This window comes from Nocardia seriolae NBRC 15557, assembly GCF_007990715.1.
Classification (GTDB): Bacteria; Actinomycetota; Actinomycetes; order Mycobacteriales; family Mycobacteriaceae; genus Nocardia; species Nocardia seriolae.
The window spans coordinates 1-16,878 of the sequence record NZ_BJWY01000146.1; the positions used below are offsets into that span (position 1 = coordinate 1).

Consider the following 16,878-nt stretch of genomic DNA (forward strand, 5'->3'; position numbering starts at 1 on the left):
GTATTAGCACCGCACGCTCGAGCTCGATGACCGCCTGGCACACGCCGCCCGCGTCGAAACGGTGTCCGGCACTGCGGGAAAGGCCGAACAGCGTGGAGGACATGGCACAGAAATGCTCGGCGTCCTCCCGGCTCATCCCGGCCGAGCGGCCCAGCAGCAGCCCGTCGGTGGAGTGCACCACCGCGTGCCGCACGCCCGCGAGTCGGTCGACGAGGTCGTCGAGGAGCCAGTCGAGATCACCAGCGTGGGAAGTGTTCACCGTCGCCTTCCGGTCGGTTTGGGGTGGCAGGGCGGGCGCCGGGATCGATCTCGCCGACGATCACCGACGAGGGGATCAGCACGATGGCGCGGATGCCGCCGTAGGCGGAGTCCGACAGCCGCACCGAGACGCCGTGGCGCGCGGCCAAGCGGGACACCACGAACAGTCCGAGCCGGGAATCCTCCGACAGGCTGGTGACACCGAAATCCGGTGCGGCATCGAGCAGGACGTTGAGCCGCTCGAGGTCGGCGGCCGCGATGCCCATGCCCTGATCACTGATCTCGACGGCCACGCCGCGGCCCACCGACGCGCCGGAGATCTCGACCCGCGATTGCGGCGGGGAGAAGCTGGCGGCATTGTCGATGAGCTCGGCGAGCAGGTGGGTGAGGTCGGCCACGGCCAGCCCGGCGATGAAAGCCTGTGGCAGGCGACCGGTTCGGACCCGCGTGTAGTCTGCGGTCTCGCCGACCGCGCTGCGCACCAGTTCGAGCAGGGGCACCGGATTCCGCCATTGGCGGCCCGGGCGGCCGCCCGCGAGAATGATCAGGTTCTCGGCATTGCGGCGTTCGCGGGTGGCCAGATGGTCGAGGCGGAAGTAGATGTCGAGCAGCGCCGGATCCTCCTGCTGGGATTCGGCGGCGTCGAGGATCTCCAGTTGCCGGTGCACCACCACTTGGCTGCGGTGGGCGATATTGAGGAAGACCGATTTCACGCCCTCGCGGGTGCGGGCCTCGGTGATCGCGGCCCCGACGGCGGTCGCATGGGCGTGTTCGAAAGCCTCTGCCACCTGGCCGATTTCGTCCCGGCCGAAGTCCGGGCCGGGTTTATCGACCTCGGCGTCGAGCAGTTCGCCGGCGGACAGCCGCCGCATGGTCTCCGGGAGCTGCACGTCGGCCAGGTCGAAGGTGCGGTCCCGCAAGCGCCTGAGCCTGCCGATGATCCGGTTGGCCAGCGCCAGCGCGACCAGGATCGCGACCACGCCGACCAGACCATGCCCGCGCCCGCCCACAGGGACTTGCGGGTGGTGTCGGAGGCGGCCGAGCTGGCCAGCTCCTGCGCATCGGTGTTCTCGGCCTGCCACAGGTCGGCCAGCCCGTGGGCGACCTCGTCGGCGCTGCGCTGCCAGTCGGCGATCGAGATCGGCAGTGCGGCAGCCCGTTTCGTGGAGCCGTCGGAAGGGTTCAGGGTGCGTTGGGCCAGCACGGGCTCGACCACGCCCAGCCGCTGCCAGGCCGGGCCGGACACCAGCACCTGCGCGGCGTTGGACTGCTTCTCGTCCGACGCGCTGACGATGCCGTCGAACCGGGTGCGGTAATAGCCGACCAGGCTGAGGTATTCCGCGCCCAGCTCGGGGGACAGGGCGTTGCCTTCGAGCAGTGCCGCGCCCAGGGCGTAGGCCCGGCTCATTGCCTCGAGACTGTGCAGCACGTCCGCGGCCTGGGTCAGTTCCACGGTAGTGGCCGCGTCGGGCGCGGTCTTCTCGGCGATCTCCACACCGGCCATGACGCTCTGCGGAATACGGTTGTAGAAGGCATAGACATCGGGCAGGGCCGCGGTGCCCGCGTCCACGCCGGAGCGCAGGCCCGCGAGCCGCTTGGCGACCTCGCCGACGGCGTCGGTGGCCTGACTCATGGACTCGGGACCCATCTCCGACAGTGATGCCTGGGTCGGGGCGAGCACGCGCAGCGCTTTGTCGAGTCGCTGGCGGGCCGTGGTCAGGCGGCGCACATCGGTATCCACCCCGGCCATCCGCCACAGGGTCAGCTGTCGTTCGGACTGCACGGCTTCGATGAGCTCGCGGGTGGGTGCGATGCCCGCCTGCATCTCGTCGGCCCAGCTGTGGGCCCGACGGGAGCGGTCCACCAGGGCGCCGGCCGCGCTCACACCGATGACCACCAGCGCCAAGCTCGGGACCAGCGCGATGGCCAGGATCCGGGTCCGGACCCCGAGCGTCGGAAAGCGCATCGCTGCAACGTAGCTGCGGAGCGCGGACCGGCGCGACGTGAGTCCTTTTGCGCGGGACGGGATTTGACGCCGACGGTGCGTCTCCCGTAAGCCCGGTGTCAGCCGGGCCGCGCGCAACAAGATCGGAATTCGTTAACCCGCGAGCCAGCTGCGAGCTTCCTGCGAGTCGGAAGCGGGCAAACTTTCGGCACTACCTTCGGGCCGCGCGACCGACCGGACGCGACGACGGAGGAGACGAAGTGCAGAACCGAAAGCGCGCCTGGCTCGGCGCGATCGCGGCCGTGACGGCCACCGTGGCCGGGGCGTCGCTGGTGGCCGGATGCGGGTCGGAGAAGAAGGCCGACAACGAGGTCCGCAATGTCATCTACCTGCTCGGTGACGGCATGGGCCGCACCCACGTCACCGCGGCCCGGCAGCGGTTCGTCGGCGCGAACGGCCGCCTGAACATGGAGCAGATGCCGTATGTCGGCGCGGTCGCGACCTACGCCGTCGAACCCGGCACCGCCAAGCCGTCCCTGGTGACGGACTCGGCGTCGGCGGCGACCGCCTGGGCCTCGGGCGTGAAGACCTACAACGCCGCCATCAGCGTGGATGCGTACGGCAAGTCGGTGCCCACGCTGATGGAGCAGGCCAAGGCGGCCGGGTTCGCGACCGGCAATGTCAGCACCGCCGAGATCACCGACGCCACCCCGGCCGCCATGTTCAGCCACTCTTTGCTGCGCGGTTGCCAGGGGCCGACCTACAGCGAGTCGACCTGTCTGCCCAAGAAGCCCGACGGCGGCTACGAGGCACAGCCGGCGGACAAGACGCTGGTGACCCCGATCGCCGAGCAGATCGCGCGCAACAACACCGCCGACGTCATCTTCGGCGGCGGGCTGGCGCGCTTCGAGCCCGACGATCAGAAGGCCATGCTGGACAACGGCTATCAGGTGCTGGGCAACATGGGTGATCCGGCGTTGAAGGCGCAGACGGCGGAGAGCCAGAAGGTTGCCACCGCGGCCGATCTGAAGGCGGTGACCGCGCCCAAGGTGATCGGCCTGTTCAACCGCGGGAACATGACCGTCACCAATGCCAAGAACGCGCTGCCCGACTCCGCGCCGGAGAAGCAGGAGCCGACGCTGGCCGACATGACCACCAAGGCCATCGACCTGCTCTCGAACAACAAGGGCGGCAAGGGCTTCCTGCTGCAGGTGGAGGGCGCGCTCATCGACAAGCGCTCGCACGCCAACGACGCCGCCCAGACCCTCGACGAGGTGAAGGCGTTCGACGACGCGGTGGCCGCGGCCGTGGACTTCGCCAAGAAGGACGGCCACACCATGGTGGTCGTGACCGCCGATCACGAGTGCGCGGGCTTCAACATCATCGAAAAGGGCACCTTCACCAATGCCGAGTCGGTGGCGCCTCCGGCCAATGCCGATGCCACCAACCCGGCCAACAACGGCAAGCCCGGCCGCGACGCCAAGGACAACGTGAAGGATCCGGCGCGCTCCACCGGGTTCGTCAATGGTGCGGGACAGGCGGACCCGCGCAACTTCGCGCCCGCGACCTTCCGGACCCCGGACGACGCGGCCGAGGTGAAGGACGGTTCGGCCGAGGCGAGCCTGTGGCTGACCTATCTGTCGGGCAACCACACCGGCGCGGACGTGCAGATCTTCGCGTACGGACCGGGTGCGCAGGTGTTCGCGGCGAGCCAGGACAACACCTCGCTCTACACCAAGATGCACAAGGCGCTGCTGCCGTGAGACGTACCGCCGGTGTCCTGCTGGCCGGCTTGTTCGCGGTGCTGGTCGTGGGTTGTTCGGCCGCGCCCCGGCCCGCGGCCGTAGCACCCACGACGGTGGCCATGCCCGCACCGCGGACGACCGAGCCGCCCGCCGCCACGGCGTCACTCGCCTCCGGTGAGGTGCGGCTGGTACCGGGACCGTTCACGGATCGGGTGCGGCTGAGCGGAATCCGTCTCGACGGTGCCACCGTGCGCGGCACGCTGGCCATTACCTCCGATGTCAGCGACGTGCTGGCGCTCGAGGTGCGGGCCGCGTTCTACGACGCGAGCGGGCGCCTGCTGGGCACCGGGACCTTCGAGCACGCCGACGAGGAACCCGTGGCGGGTGGCACCCACGTGCCGAGCAACGATGGAATTCCCTTCGCGATCACGGCCGACCCGGCCGGTGGTGCGGTCGCGGCCGCGATGCTGTCGATTCCGGTGCTGGTGAACGAATAGCGCCGGGCCGCACCGGTTCCGGAGATCCCGCATACCCACCCCTCGTGCGTATGCGGGATCGCGGCCAGATCCGTCGGCGCTGCCTCCGCCGTGAAATCCCTGCCCGGGGGTCCTGCTGGCTGTTTGTTCGCTCCGCGACCGCGATCGGTTACAGCCGCACCAGCGGTTTCGGCCGGAAAGCCGATCCGAGCGGCCAGGATTCGACACTCGCGGTCCGGGGCCGGAATCGCGGGGTAGATTGTGTGTATCCCGAGGTTACTCGTAAGTAGGAGGCAACGATGCCGGTGCCGGCTGCCACGGTGTTCGAACGGCTGGGGTCGTTCGCGGCCGTGGATTCCACCCAGGAGCACGCGGGGCGCGCGATCACCGAGGTGTTCACCGGCGAGACCCTGGGCACGGTGCCGGTGGGCACCGGAGCCGATGTCGCCCTCGCCATGACCAAAGCGCGTGCCGCGCAGGCCGAATGGGCCGACCGCACGCCCAAGCAGCGGGCCGAGGTGCTGGAGCGGTACCGGGCGCTGGTGGTGGAGAACCGCGAATTCCTCATGGACATCGTGCAGGCCGAGACCGGTAAGGCGCGGTGGGCGGCGCAGGAAGAGATCATGGGGCTGATGTGCGCGGCCCGCTATTTCTCCCGGGTCGCACCGCAATTGCTCGCGCCGCACAGTGCGCCGGGCGCGTTCCCGGTGCTGAATCGGGCCTCGGTGCGCGCGGTACCCAAGGGCGTGGTCGGTGTCATCGCGCCGTGGAACTACCCGATGCTGCTGTCGGTCGGTGATTCGATTCCGGCGCTGCTGGCCGGAAATGCCGTGGTGGTCAAGCCCGACAGCCAGACCCCGTACTCCTCGCTGGCCAATGCCGAGCTCTTCGTGCGCGCAGGCCTGCCGCGCGATCTGTTCGCCGTGGTCCCCGGACCGGGCACGGTGGTCGGCACGGCCATCGTCGAGCAGTGCGACTACCTCATGTTCACCGGTTCCTCGGCCACCGGCCGCACCCTGGCCGAGCAGTGCGGCCGCCGCCTGATCGGCTTCTCCGCCGAGCTCGGCGGCAAGAACCCCATGATCGTGGCCCGCGGCGCGGACCTCGACAAGGCCGCCAAAGCCGCTGTGCGAGCCTGCTTCTCGAACGCGGGCCAGCTCTGCATCTCCATCGAGCGCATGTATGTCGAACGCGCCGTCGCCGACGAATTCACCACGAAGTTCGTGGCCGCCGTCAAAGCCGCCAAACTCGGTGCCGCCTACGACTTCTCGACCGACATCGGCAGCCTCATATCCGAATCCCAGCTCGAAACCGTCACCAAGCATGTGGCCGACGCGGTCTCCAAGGGCGCGAAGGTCCTCGCGGGCGGCAATCCCCGCCCCGACCTCGGCCCCCTCTTCTTCGAACCGACCGTCCTCTCCGACGTCACCGACGCCATGGAGTGTGGCCGCAACGAAACCTTCGGCCCGCTGGTCTCCATCTACCCGGTCGACTCGGTGGCCGAGGCGATCATCCGCGCCAACGACACCGAATACGGCCTCAACGCCAGCGTCTGGGCAAGCAGCAAAGCCGAAGGCGAGCGCATTGCCCAGCAATTGCACGCGGGCACAGTCAATATCGACGAGGGCTACGCTCCCGCCTGGGGCACCACCGGCGCACCGATGGGCGGCATGGGTATCTCCGGCGTCGGCCGCCGACACGGCCCCGACGGCCTCCTGAAGTTCACCGAACCCCAGGCCATCGTCGTCACCCGCTTCCTCAACCTCGACGCCCCGTCCTTCATCCCCCAGGACAAGTGGCCACCCTTCCTCATGACCCTGGCCCGCAGCTTCCGCTTCCTCCCCGGCCGCTGAGAATCCCGCCGATCGAGGACCCACCCCGGTCCTCGATCGGCAGCCATAGCGCTCATACGTCCCAGCGGTAGCCGATCAACGCGACAAGCATGTCCAGATCCGAACCCTCCAGTCGTCCCTCTAGAGTCGCATAGCGCTCACGCATCGGAGTGACCAGCTTGTAGGCGGCTACCACACGTCCGTCGGGCAAATCCATCGACAGCAGATTCAATTCCGTCAGTCGCTCAGCCCGGGGAATCACTTGGAACGCCGCGATGATCGGTCGTCTCGCCGCGAGCCAGTCGGGATCTGCGACAATCACCGAGAACTCCGGCCCCATCGGGGCGCGAACCGTCCAGATTTCCCCGCGATACCGTGGACCGTAGCCGGGCAGCGGCGGTGTGGTCACAGGTCGCTGTATCCATCCTCTTCGAAGGCCTTTTCGACGCTCAGGTCCGGCCCACCTGCGGCCGCTTCGGCAGCGGCGATGGCCTCGACATCCAATCGCAGCAGCTCTTGCCGGATGGCGCGAGCGACGAACTCGGACTGCTTGCCGTTCCCAGCCTGCTTCTTCACAGCGGCCAATAGGTCATCGGGAATCACGAACGTTGCCTTGCCCATATTGCCAATCGTATGGCGACTCGTATGGCCCCGTAAGTGTTCTGAGAGGACTGAGTGTTTTGCGATGGCGCGGCCGACCCGGAGAAACCGGCCGCGCCACCTTCCTTCATCCGGCCAGTTCGTTGCCGCGCAGCGGGGCGGGAGCCGCTTCCAACGCCGCTGCCTCGGCATCGGTGAACAAGCGTGACCGGATGACGAATCGGACTCCCTCGGGGGCCTCGAGGGAGAAACCACCGCCGCGACCGGGGACCACGTCGACGGTCAGATGGGTATGGCGCCAGTATTCGAACTGGTCGGCGCTCATCCAGAACGCCGTATCCGGGAAGACACGGCCGAGCAGCACATCGGCCACGCCGACCCGGAATTCGCCGAGCGGGTAACACATCGGGGAGCTGCCGTCGCAGCAGCCACCGGACTGATGGAACATCACCGGGCCGTGGTGGTCGATCAGGCGCTGCAGCATGTCCGTCGCGGCCTCGGTAATGGTCACCCGGGAAATGGGACCGGCTTTCATCACGCTCCTCGCAGACTCAGAAGAATCCCAGCTTCTTCGCCGAATAGGAGACGAGCAGATTCTTCGTCTGCTGGTAGTGGTCCAGCATCATGCGGCGGTTCTCACGGCCGATTCCGGACTTCTTGTAGCCACCGAACGCCGCGTGGGCCGGATAGGCGTGGAAGCAGTTGGTCCACACCCGGCCGGCCTGGATGGCCCGGCCCATCCGGTAGGCGGTGTTCCCGTCGCGGCTCCAGACGCCCGCGCCCAGACCGTAGAGGGTTTCATTGGCGATGGTGACCGCCTCGACCTCATTGTCGAAGCGGGTCACCGCCACCACCGGGCCGAAGATCTCCTCCTGGAAGATCCGCATGTCATTGCGGCCCGCGAAGATGGTCGGCTCGATGTAGTACCCATTGGGATATCCCTCGACCTTGCGCATCTCACCGCCGGTGAGCACCTGCGCGCCCTCTTTGCGGCCGATATCGATGTAGGACAGGATCTTTTCGTACTGGTCGTTACTGGCCTGCGCGCCGATCATGGTCGAATCGTCGAGCGGATTGCCACCCTTGATCGCCTTGGTGCGCTCGATGCAGCGCGCGAGGAATTCGTCGTAGATGGACGAATGGATCAGCGCCCGCGAGGGACAGGTGCAGACCTCGCCCTGATTGAGCGCGAACATCACGAAGCCCTCGACGGCCTTGTCCAGGAAGTCGTCATCGGCGGCCAGCACGTCGGGGAAGAAGATATTGGGGCTCTTGCCGCCCAGTTCCAGGGCGACCGGGATGATGTTCTCGCTGGCGTACTGCATGATCAGGCGGCCGGTGGTGGTCTCGCCGGTGAAGGCGACCTTGGCCACCCGCGGACTCGATGCCAGCGGCTTGCCCGCCTCCACGCCGAAACCGTTGACCACGTTCACGACTCCGGGCGGCAGCAGATCGGCGATGAGCTCGATGACCAGCAGCAGCGAGGCCGGGGTCTGCTCGGCGGGCTTGATGACCACGCAGTTGCCCGCGGCCAGCGCGGGGGCCAGCTTCCAGGCGGCCATGAGGATCGGGAAGTTCCATGGAATGATCTGGCCGACCACGCCCAGCGGCTCGTGGAAGTGGTATGCCACGGTGTCGGCGTCGATCTCGGAGATGAAGCCCTCCTGCGCGCGCACCACACCGGCGAAGTAGCGGAAGTGATCGACCGCCAAGGGTAGGTCGGCGGCGAGGGTTTCGCGGACCGGTTTGCCGTTCTCCCAGGTCTCGGCGACGGCCAGGCGTTCCAGATTCGCCTCGATCCGGTCGGCGATCTTGTTGAGGATATTGGCACGATCGGTCACCGACGTGGCACCCCATGCGTTCGCGGCCCGGTGTGCGGACTCGAGGGCGAGATCGATATCCGCGGCACCCGAACGCGCTACCTCACAGAAGGTTTCGCCGTCGATCGGCGAGGGATTGTCGAAGTATCTGCCCTCGATCGGCGCTTTCCACTCACCACCGATGAAGTTGTCATAGCGGCGGTTGAAGCTCACGATGCTGCCGTCGCTGCCGGGTTTGGCATAGATCATGGCGCGGCTCCCTGATCGCATATCTGCGGTGACGGGGGTCACTATGAACCGGCAAGGTTGGCGGGAAGTTGGCGTCGGGTTGGCGAAACGTTGCTGAGTCACTGACGCCGAAGGCGACGGCGCGACCTGCGGATTCCATTGCAAGACCAGACAATCCGGGCATGGGTTTGGGTCGGTCGGCACCGCATGTGGGCATGCACGCGGTGCCGTCATCGGGGTCCGCGCACCGGCCTCACGCGTGCAGCGCGGTGTGCAGCCGGGCGGTTGCCAGGGCACGGCGGCTGTCGCCGTGCGGGAGCAGCCGCAGGGCGTGCTCGTGGATCTCGATATCGTCGGGGCAGCGCTGACCGAAGCGCAGGGCGTGCTCGGGGTTGCCGTCGGCGAGCACGGCGGTGCGCAGGCAGACATCCAGGTACTCGCGCCACTGCGCGACGCCGGGGACATCCGAATCCGGCAGCAGCGGACCGCGATACAGGCGCACGGCCGTGGTCAGATCGCCCGCCTCGAGCGCGGCGAGCAGTTCGACCGCGTCGCAGGCCAGGGGTTCGGTGAGCATGTAGCGGCGGTCCGCGATCTGGCCGTCGGTGGCAGCACGCAGCCGGGAGACATCCGATTTCAGGGTGCTCGAGGACACCGACCGGTCTCCATATACGGCTTCGTGCAGACGATCCGGGGTGAAGCCCTCGGGCTCCAGCGCCAGCAGCGTCAGGATCTCGAGCTGGCGCGGACGCATCGGGACCTGCTTGCCCTGCTTGTACAGCCGTGGCACACCCAGCGATTCCAGCCGGGTGCGACCGGTGGGGCGGGTCTGTTCGGCGTGCACGCGGGCTTCGATGGCAGTCACCAGGGCGCGGACCGTTGTGAGGATGAGTGGATGTGAGCGATCCCAATAGGTGGATAGGTCCAGCACGCCGAGCTGGCGGCCGTCGGCGGCGCGAATCGGCGCGCAGTAGCAGACCCAGCCGTGCAGCGCCTCCACCAGATGCTCTGCGGCCCAGACCGATGCGGGCCGACCGCTGTGCAGCGAGAGCGCCACGCCGCTGGTGCCCATGTAGGGCTCGTCCCAGCAGCCGCCCGGGGCGAGATTGACCGATTCGGCCCGCCGCCGAACCGACCGGTCGCCACAGCTGAAGAGCACCGTCCCGGTGTCATCGGTCACCACCGCCACCATGCCCGAGTCCTCGGCCAGCGCCCGCAGCTCACCGGCCATCTCGGTGATCGGGGTGCGCAGCGGCGATTCGGCCCAGCGCGAACCCAATTCGTCGCGATCGGTGGCGGGCGCGACGGCACGGGCCGGGTCGACGGTGCGCAGCGAACGCTCCCAGGACTCCACGACCTCGTGGCGCAGCACCACCTCGGTGCTCATCGGCGCCTGTCCCGTGCCGGAGGTCCAGCGCGCCCACGCCTTCTCCAGCTCCGCACGGTGATGCCCAGGGGCGGGCAGCTGTGTCATGGCGCAAACTCCTCGCGGTGCGTCCGGACCGAGCGATATCCCATGATGGCGCGCGGTTCCGGTGCGCGGGCCGCATTCGCTGCAGTCCGTGCAGTAATTCATTCCGTGCGGCTTCGCAGCCTTCGCCGCCGGCCGGTCCCGCGCCCGTGCTGTGCCCTCGAACGGTTCCGGATTTCACTGGTAGACAAGAATCATGGTCCTCCCTTTCCGATCCGGCGTGAACCTGCCCGCGTCGGCTTCCCGTACCGAATGGATCCAGAACCGCCGCCGCGCCGAGGATCTCGGATTCGACCGGCTGAAGGGTGAATGAGCCGGGGTCGATTCAGCTGCCCGGGACGGCGTCGGGTGCGATGAACATGTAGCTCTTCTCCTCCACGCGCTGCTGGATCCGCCATTCGCCCGCCACCCGCGCGAAGGTGTCGTGATACCAGAGGCCGCAGAGCATCAGCCGGCGGGTGCCGTCGGCGGCGGTGACCAGCATGGGGTTGTGGCACATGGTGCGCGCGGTGGCGTGATCGCCGTCCACCCGGATGGAGGAGTTGCTGATCAGGTGTTGGAAGGCGGAGAAGTTGGGCATCACGGTGGCGAGGAACTTCTTGGTGGATTCCACGTCACCGGCCGGTCCGCCCATGGCGGTGTAGTCGATGTGGGCGTCGGGAGTGAAGATTTCGTCCAGCAACTCCCACTGGTGGGTGTCCACCGCATGGGAATAGCGGACCATGAGGTCAGCCCCATCCGCTACGAGCGGTCTCTGGAGACAGACGCAGCGAACGCTGCGTAAACATCTGTCCACCGTTCGGGGGGAACCTCAGTCCTCGATTTCCAGGCGGTCCGAAATCTCCTGCAGGGACAGCATGGTGCCTCCGAGTCTTGCCGAAACTGTTCGCGGACGGTGGGCCAGCGTACGGCGACCTGAGCATTGATCTTGCCGATTTCGAAAGATACGGGGATGCAATAGATCTCGTTCAGACCGGTCCGTCGATGCGGGGCCGGGGAACGGGGCGGAGGCAGCAACACCGCCGGAAACCGGTGCGGCACCGGACCGGCGGTGACCTCGGCCTAAGGTAAGCGGGTGCCCAGTCTGATGTTGGAGCGGGTGAGCCTCGGACACGGGGCCACGTCGGTGCTGGTCGAGGTCGATGCGACGTTCGGGGCCGGGCGCTGCACCGCGGTGGTCGGGCCGAGCGGGGCGGGGAAGACGACCTTGCTGCGGTTGTTGAACCGGTTCGAGGAGCCCGACAGCGGGCGGGTTTTGCTGGATCGAACACCGGTGGGGGAGTTGGATGTGCTGAGTTTGCGACGGCGGGTGGGACTGGTGCCACAGCGGCCGGTACTGCTCACCGACACGGTGGGCGAGGAAGTTCAGGTCGGGCGGTCCCTGGGGGCCGAACGGGTCGACGAGCTACTGGCGGCGGTGGGGCTGGCCGACGGGTTCGCGGCGCGGCGGTGCGCGGAGCTGTCCGGGGGTGAAGCGCAACGGGTTTGCCTGGCGCGGGCGCTGGCGGTGGAGCCGGAGGTGATGCTGCTGGACGAGCCGACCTCGGCCCTGGACGGGACCTCGGCGGTGGCGATCCGGGAGTTGATTCGCGCGCATGTGGGGGCGGGCGGCAGCGTGGTGCTGGTCAGCCATGATCCGGGGTTCGTCGCCGAGGTGGCGGATGAGGTGTGGACATTGGCGGGCGGGCGGCTCACCCGCGGTGCGGAAGCGGGGAACCAGGAATGACGCAGGGGTTTGCGGTTCCGGACTGGACCGGTGTCGGGGCATCGCTGCTGTTGGTGGCGCTGGCGGCGGTCATCGCCTATCGGCAGCAACTGCATCTGGCGCGGGAACTCGTGATCGCGGCGGCGCGGGCGGGGGTGCAGTTGGTCGCGGTGGGCGCGATCCTGCTGATCCTGTTCCGCCACACCGGGTTACCGGGTGCGCTCGGCTGGGTGGTCCTGATGATTCTGATTGCCGGGCAGGTGGCGGGGTGCCGGGGTGCGGGGCTGCCGCACGCCGTGCGGTCGGCGACCATCGGCGTGGCGTTCGGATCGTCCATCACCCTCGGATCCTTGCTCGTGCTGGGCATCATCTCGACCCAGGCGCGGGTGGTCGTTCCGGTGGGCGGGATGATCGTGTCCGCGGCCATGCAGTCGACCGGAATCGCACTGCGCCGCTTGGTCGAAGACGCGCGCCGGGGCCGCGACGCCGTGGAAGCGCGTCTGGCGCTGGGGCTTTCGGCGCACCGGTCGTTCCTGCCGAGCCAGCGGTCGGCGCTGCGGACGGCCATGATCCCCTCCATCGACTCGACCAAGGTGGTCGGCCTGATCACCCTGCCGGGCGCGATGACGGGATTGATTCTGGCGGGCGTGGATCCACTGACCGCCATCCGGTACCAGATCGTGGTGATGTACATGCTGCTCGCCGCAACCACTTTGGCGGCGCTGGCGGCCACCCGGGTGGCCGAGCGGACGCTCTTCGATGGGGCGCAACGGCTCGTGGCGCTGCCGGACTGAGGCCCGTCCGCCCCGCAGAATCCTAATGACTGAGATTTCAGATGCGAGTGCATACGTCTGAAATGCCGTTATCGTTACGATGTCCTCGATAAAATAGCTGGGGGGTAGGTAGTTTCGTATGGAAGCACTCGAATTCTTCATGCCGTTCGACACCGCGGGGCTCAACCCCTCGGAGCCGGAAGCGGAGGCGGGGATGTGGTCATGGTTGGAGGCTTTCGACCTGGTGCCCACCGAGCCGACCCGGCGGCGGATGGAACGCACCCGTCCGGCCCGAATGTACGCGCTCTGGTGCCCGCGCGCCGACGCCGCGGAATTGACGCTGCTCAGCCAGTACACGGCCTGGGCTTTCATAGTGGACGATCAGTTCGACATCGAGATCCCCGATCCCGGACGGTGTTTGTCGGCGATCACCGCCATCGAGTCCGTACTGGACAGTCCGTCAACACCTTCGGGGGTGTTGGCGGTCGCCTTCGCCGATCTCTGGAAGCGGCTGTGCAACGGGCGCTCCCGGGCCTGGCGCGAGAGCGTGCGCGGGGAGATCCGCGACTGGCTGTGGACCTACTACGCCGAGAGCGTCGGACGGCTCTCCGGGAATCTGCCCGACCTCGAGACCTATCGGGCTCATCGACGAGACGGGGTGGCGCTGTTCGTATTCCTGGACATCAGCGAACGCGCCGAGGGATTGGACCTGGCGGCCGCCGCGCGGCATCTGCCCGCCATGCGCTCGCTGCGCGAGGCCGCGGTCGAGCACATGGGACTGTTCAACGACGTGATGTCGGTCGCCTCCGACGAGGCCTCCGGCTATCTCTACAACTCGGTTCTGCTCGCGCAATATCACCACGGGCACAGTCGTGTTCAGGCTCGGCAACTGGTCAACGGCATGCTCTCGGACTGCGTCCAGCGCATGCTCGACGCGGTCGAGCGGCTGCCGACCGAAATCGACGATGCCGGACTCACCGGCACCGAGCGCACCGACGCCCTGGTCACCGCCAGGAACTACACCGTCTATGTGCGCGCGAACCACGATTACCACTATCAGGCGGCCCGCTATATGAGCGCACCCGTGGAGGCGCTCGAGCACGGCGTGCCGCTGACCTGAAGAAACGAAACCGACCGCTGTTGCCGAACTGGAATCCCCAGGCAACTCCCAGGTTTCGGGTTGTGATGGGACCATGAGCTTTCGTGTCCGAGAGAGCGGGGCCGAGTATGCGAGCGTCGAAACCGATCAGATTCACCGCCGGACAGCACACCGAGGGCAGACGCCGATGGGGACTGTCCCGTCCGGCGGCGGCCGCCCTCGCCGGGCATGACGAAATCCGCGTGCGCGCCGCCGAATCCATATCCCACCCGCCCGACGCGGCGACCGAGCGGCGGGCGCGGCGATTATTGGGCGAGGCCCGGGTCGCCATCGAACCGGTGCTGCGTTCCGCGATCGGCTCACTGGCCGAACCCCTGGATCGGATGGCCGGGTACCACTTCGGGAGGTGCGATCCCGAGGGTGTGGAAACCCAAGGGGCGCAGGGCAAAGCCTTGCGGCCCGCACTGACCTTTGCGGCCGCCGCGGCATGCGGGGGCAGTGTTTCGGAGTCGGTGCACGCGGCGGCCGCGGTCGAACTGCTGCACAACTTCTCGCTGGTGCACGACGACGTCATGGACACCTCGCCAACTCGCCACGGCCGCCCGACGGTCTGGCGGGTCTGGGGCGAGACCAATGCGACGCTGCTCGGTGACGCCTTACAGGCCATCGCTCTCGGCGTGCTGTGTGACGGCGCGCCGGAAGCAGTGTCCTCCGAGGCGGTGATCCGGCTGGCTCGCACCACGGTGACACTGTGCCGGGGCCAGTACGAGGACTGTGCGTTCGAGACCCGCCCAGCCGTCAGCGTCGACGAGTACCTGTCCATGGCCGCGGGGAAAACGGGTGCGCTGCTGGGCTGCGCCTGCGCACTCGGCGCGCTGTGCGCGGGGGCCGATCACCGGATCGTGTCCGCCATGCACACGTTCGGCACCGAACTGGGTCTGGTCTTCCAGCTCGTCGACGACTTCATCGACATCTGGGGCGATCCGGAGATCACCGGAAAACCAGCCCACAGTGATCTGATCCATCGCAAACAGTCGTTTCCGGTCGTGTGTGCCCTCGAATCCGACACATCCGCCGGACGGGATCTGGCCCGGCTCTACCACTCTCGCCACCCGATGACCGCGGCTCGGGCGGCGCGGGCGGCAGACCTGGTCGAACAGGCGGGTGGCCGTCAGCGCACGCTGCGCCGTGCGGCGGGGGCGCTCGATGCGGCCTTCACGGCCCTGCCCGCCGAACTGGCCTCCGATGATCTGACGGCGCTGGCACAGCTGGTGGTTCATCGCGATCGCTGAACGGCGGGCCGAAAAGAAAAGTACCTGTAACCGACGGTTACAGGTACTTTGGCTTTGAGCAATAACTTTTGAGTTAGTCAGACTGTATCAGAGCCTGCGGATGCGTGCCATCCAGGCGGCGACGTCCACCAGGCCGGTAGGGGATACCGCGAGGCCGGTCGCCTGATCGGCCACGACGGCGGTGACGCGGCTGCGGTAGCGGGTGGGTTCGAGGCGCTCCAATTGCCAACCCGCGCCGAAAGATTCGCGGATCACGGTGTTACTGATGCGGGGGCCGAAGCCGGGTTCGGTGTCGGACAGGGCCAACAGGTGGACGCCACTGCCGGGCTTGCAGACCTGGTGCAGGCTCCGGAGGTAGGTGGCGCGGGATTCGGGGACGGTGCCGAAGACATGGAAGAGGGCACTGTCGACAACGGTGTGGTAGGCCGCTGCGAAGTCGGGGAGGTCGCCGAGGGTGAGGGCGTCTGCGACCTCAAAGCGGACGTCGGGGACGTTGTGGGCTTCGGCGTTGGCGCGGGCGTGGTCGATGGCGCTGGGGGAGAAGTCGATGCCGAGCACGTCGTAGCCGAGGCGGGTCAGCAGGATGGTGTGTTCGCCGGTGCCGCAGCCGGGTTCCAGGACGCGGCCCTGGATCTCGCCGGCACGTTCGAGTGCGACTATGGCGGGCTGGGGTTCGCCGATGACCCAGGGGGCGGTGTCCTCGTCGTAGACGGTGTTCCAGGTTTCTACCGGTCTGGTCACGGTTCCACTGTGCAACCTCGAGTTCACTCGAGGTCAATCCCCCGATAGGCGTCAACCGGGGGCGGCGAAGCATTGACAATGTGGGGATGCCCAAGCCTTGTCTGTTGTTGCAGCTGCGACCCGAGCAAGCGGCCTCCGATCAGGAATACGAGGCGATTCTGGACGCGGGTGGACTCGCCGGATCGGATCTGGTGCGCGTGGAGATGAATCGCGGGATGCCGGATGTGTCGCTCGACGACTATTGGGGGATCATTGTCGGCGGTGGGCCCAGCAACCTCAGCTATCCCGAGGACAAGAAGTACGATTACCAGAGGGCATTCGAGCCCAAGTTGAAGAAGTTGGTCATCGAGGTGGTCCGGCGGGACTTTCCGTATCTGGGGGCTTGCTACGGGTTGAGCATGCTGGCCGATGCGCTAGGCGGGCGGGTGAGTACCGAGCTGTATGCCGAGACCGCTGGCGCGACGACTATCGAACTCACCGATGGAGCCGTGAAAGACCCTCTGTTGCAGGGTCTTCCGGAGTCGTTTCGGGCATTCGTGGGGCACAAGGAGTCGTGTCAGGAAGTGCCGCCGGGGGCTGTTCTCCTGGGGACTTCGGCAGGGTGTCCGGTGCAGGCCGTGCGGGTTGGGGACCACGTGTACGCAACCCAGTTCCATCCTGAGCTCGATGGGGCGGGATTGGAGTTGCGCATCGAAATCTATCGGCACGAAGGGTATTTCGATCCCAGCGAAGCCGAGGCGCTCACCGAACTCGGGCACCGCGAACATATCACTGTGCCGCAGGAGATTCTGCGGCGGTTTGTCGGCCGGTATCGGGTTTAGACCGCTCAAAGACCGAAGACCCAAAAGACGAAAAGACAAGGACGCCTGGATGAGGGAGAGGGGGTGGCTGGG

At 67.4% G+C, this 16,878-nt stretch carries 18 protein-coding genes; 8 read left to right on the forward strand and 10 right to left on the reverse strand.

What is annotated here, in order from left to right; translation table 11 throughout:
• The 3 genes from NS2_RS30910 to NS2_RS30920 all read right to left on the reverse strand — a co-directional run.
• The coding region (locus tag NS2_RS30910; protein ID WP_147207380.1) for a roadblock/LC7 domain-containing protein at nt 1–259 on the reverse strand (259 nt) is incomplete at its 3' end.
• The gene (locus NS2_RS30915) at nt 237–1,046 is read right to left on the reverse strand and encodes a sensor histidine kinase (RefSeq protein WP_052086978.1); all 810 of its coding nucleotides are present in this window, start codon (nt 1,044–1,046) and stop codon (nt 237–239) included. The genes NS2_RS30915 and NS2_RS30910, both read right to left, overlap by 23 nt.
• Entirely contained in the window at nt 968–2,224 is a 1,257-nt protein-coding gene (locus tag NS2_RS30920; protein ID WP_052086977.1) for a nitrate- and nitrite sensing domain-containing protein, read from the reverse strand. The genes NS2_RS30915 and NS2_RS30920 overlap by 79 nt, the downstream gene beginning before the upstream one ends.
• Nucleotides 2,225–2,463: 239 nt before the next feature.
• Between NS2_RS30920 and NS2_RS30925 the strand changes: the two genes are divergently transcribed.
• From NS2_RS30925 to NS2_RS30935, 3 genes are all read left to right on the forward strand, one after another.
• Nucleotides 2,464–3,966, forward strand: coding sequence for an alkaline phosphatase (locus NS2_RS30925; RefSeq protein WP_033090889.1), 1,503 nt, complete (start codon nt 2,464–2,466; stop codon nt 3,964–3,966).
• The gene (locus tag NS2_RS30930) at nt 3,963–4,445 is read left to right on the forward strand and encodes a hypothetical protein (protein ID WP_033090888.1); all 483 of its coding nucleotides are present in this window, start codon (nt 3,963–3,965) and stop codon (nt 4,443–4,445) included. The genes NS2_RS30925 and NS2_RS30930 overlap by 4 nt, the downstream gene beginning before the upstream one ends.
• Before the next feature lie 278 nt (nt 4,446–4,723).
• The gene (locus NS2_RS30935) at nt 4,724–6,277 is read left to right on the forward strand and encodes a succinic semialdehyde dehydrogenase (RefSeq protein WP_033090887.1); all 1,554 of its coding nucleotides are present in this window, start codon (nt 4,724–4,726) and stop codon (nt 6,275–6,277) included.
• 52 nt (nt 6,278–6,329) lie between these two features.
• Here the strand turns inward: NS2_RS30935 and NS2_RS30940 are convergent, their stop codons facing one another.
• From NS2_RS30940 to NS2_RS30965, 6 genes are all read right to left on the reverse strand, one after another.
• Nucleotides 6,330–6,665: a hypothetical protein gene (locus NS2_RS30940; protein WP_062614388.1), complete on the reverse strand. Its 336-nt coding sequence runs from the start codon at nt 6,663–6,665 to the stop codon at nt 6,330–6,332.
• Complete coding sequence (locus NS2_RS30945) at nt 6,662–6,877, reverse strand: hypothetical protein (RefSeq protein ID WP_033090885.1); 216 nt, start codon at nt 6,875–6,877, stop codon at nt 6,662–6,664. Before NS2_RS30945 ends, NS2_RS30940 begins: the two co-directional genes overlap by 4 nt.
• Nucleotides 6,878–6,983: 106 nt before the next feature.
• Nucleotides 6,984–7,391, reverse strand: coding sequence for a DUF779 domain-containing protein (locus NS2_RS30950; protein ID WP_033090884.1), 408 nt, complete (start codon nt 7,389–7,391; stop codon nt 6,984–6,986).
• A 16-nt stretch (nt 7,392–7,407) separates the two neighbouring features.
• On the reverse strand, nt 7,408–8,925 hold the full coding sequence (gene exaC, locus NS2_RS30955) for an acetaldehyde dehydrogenase ExaC (protein ID WP_036551400.1): 1,518 nt from the start codon (nt 8,923–8,925) through the stop codon (nt 7,408–7,410).
• Between the two features lie 232 nt (nt 8,926–9,157).
• Nucleotides 9,158–10,378: a transcriptional regulator gene (locus NS2_RS30960; protein WP_033090882.1), complete on the reverse strand. Its 1,221-nt coding sequence runs from the start codon at nt 10,376–10,378 to the stop codon at nt 9,158–9,160.
• A 322-nt stretch (nt 10,379–10,700) separates the two neighbouring features.
• A complete protein-coding gene (locus NS2_RS30965) occupies nt 10,701–11,099 on the reverse strand; it encodes a nuclear transport factor 2 family protein (RefSeq protein ID WP_045439765.1) in 399 nt (132 codons plus the stop codon).
• A 351-nt stretch (nt 11,100–11,450) separates the two neighbouring features.
• Here NS2_RS30965 and NS2_RS30970 point away from each other — a divergent pair, with 351 nt between their 5' ends.
• The 4 genes from NS2_RS30970 (at nt 11,451) to NS2_RS30985 (ending at nt 15,244) form a co-directional block, all read left to right on the forward strand.
• Nucleotides 11,451–12,101 (forward strand): ABC transporter ATP-binding protein, encoded by a 651-nt coding sequence (locus NS2_RS30970; RefSeq protein WP_228102793.1) that lies wholly within the window; start codon nt 11,451–11,453, stop codon nt 12,099–12,101.
• Complete coding sequence (locus NS2_RS30975; protein WP_033090881.1) at nt 12,098–12,874, forward strand: ABC transporter permease; 777 nt, start codon at nt 12,098–12,100, stop codon at nt 12,872–12,874. The genes NS2_RS30970 and NS2_RS30975 overlap by 4 nt, the downstream gene beginning before the upstream one ends.
• Before the next feature lie 118 nt (nt 12,875–12,992).
• Nucleotides 12,993–13,973, forward strand: a complete 981-nt coding sequence (locus NS2_RS30980; protein ID WP_033090880.1) for a terpene synthase family protein — start codon at nt 12,993–12,995, stop codon at nt 13,971–13,973.
• Nucleotides 13,974–14,056: 83 nt separating this feature from the next.
• Nucleotides 14,057–15,244 carry a polyprenyl synthetase family protein gene (locus NS2_RS30985; protein ID WP_235264022.1) on the forward strand — a complete coding sequence of 396 codons (1,188 nt, stop codon included), beginning with the start codon at nt 14,057–14,059 and terminating at the stop codon, nt 15,242–15,244.
• Between the two features lie 87 nt (nt 15,245–15,331).
• Here NS2_RS30985 and NS2_RS30990 read toward each other — a convergent pair whose 3' ends face one another.
• A complete protein-coding gene (locus NS2_RS30990; protein WP_081986312.1) occupies nt 15,332–15,985 on the reverse strand; it encodes a class I SAM-dependent methyltransferase in 654 nt (217 codons plus the stop codon).
• An 86-nt stretch (nt 15,986–16,071) separates the two neighbouring features.
• Here NS2_RS30990 and NS2_RS30995 point away from each other — a divergent pair, with 86 nt between their 5' ends.
• Nucleotides 16,072–16,806 (forward strand): glutamine amidotransferase, encoded by a 735-nt coding sequence (locus tag NS2_RS30995; protein ID WP_033090878.1) that lies wholly within the window; start codon nt 16,072–16,074, stop codon nt 16,804–16,806.
• Nucleotides 16,807–16,878 lie beyond the last annotated feature (72 nt).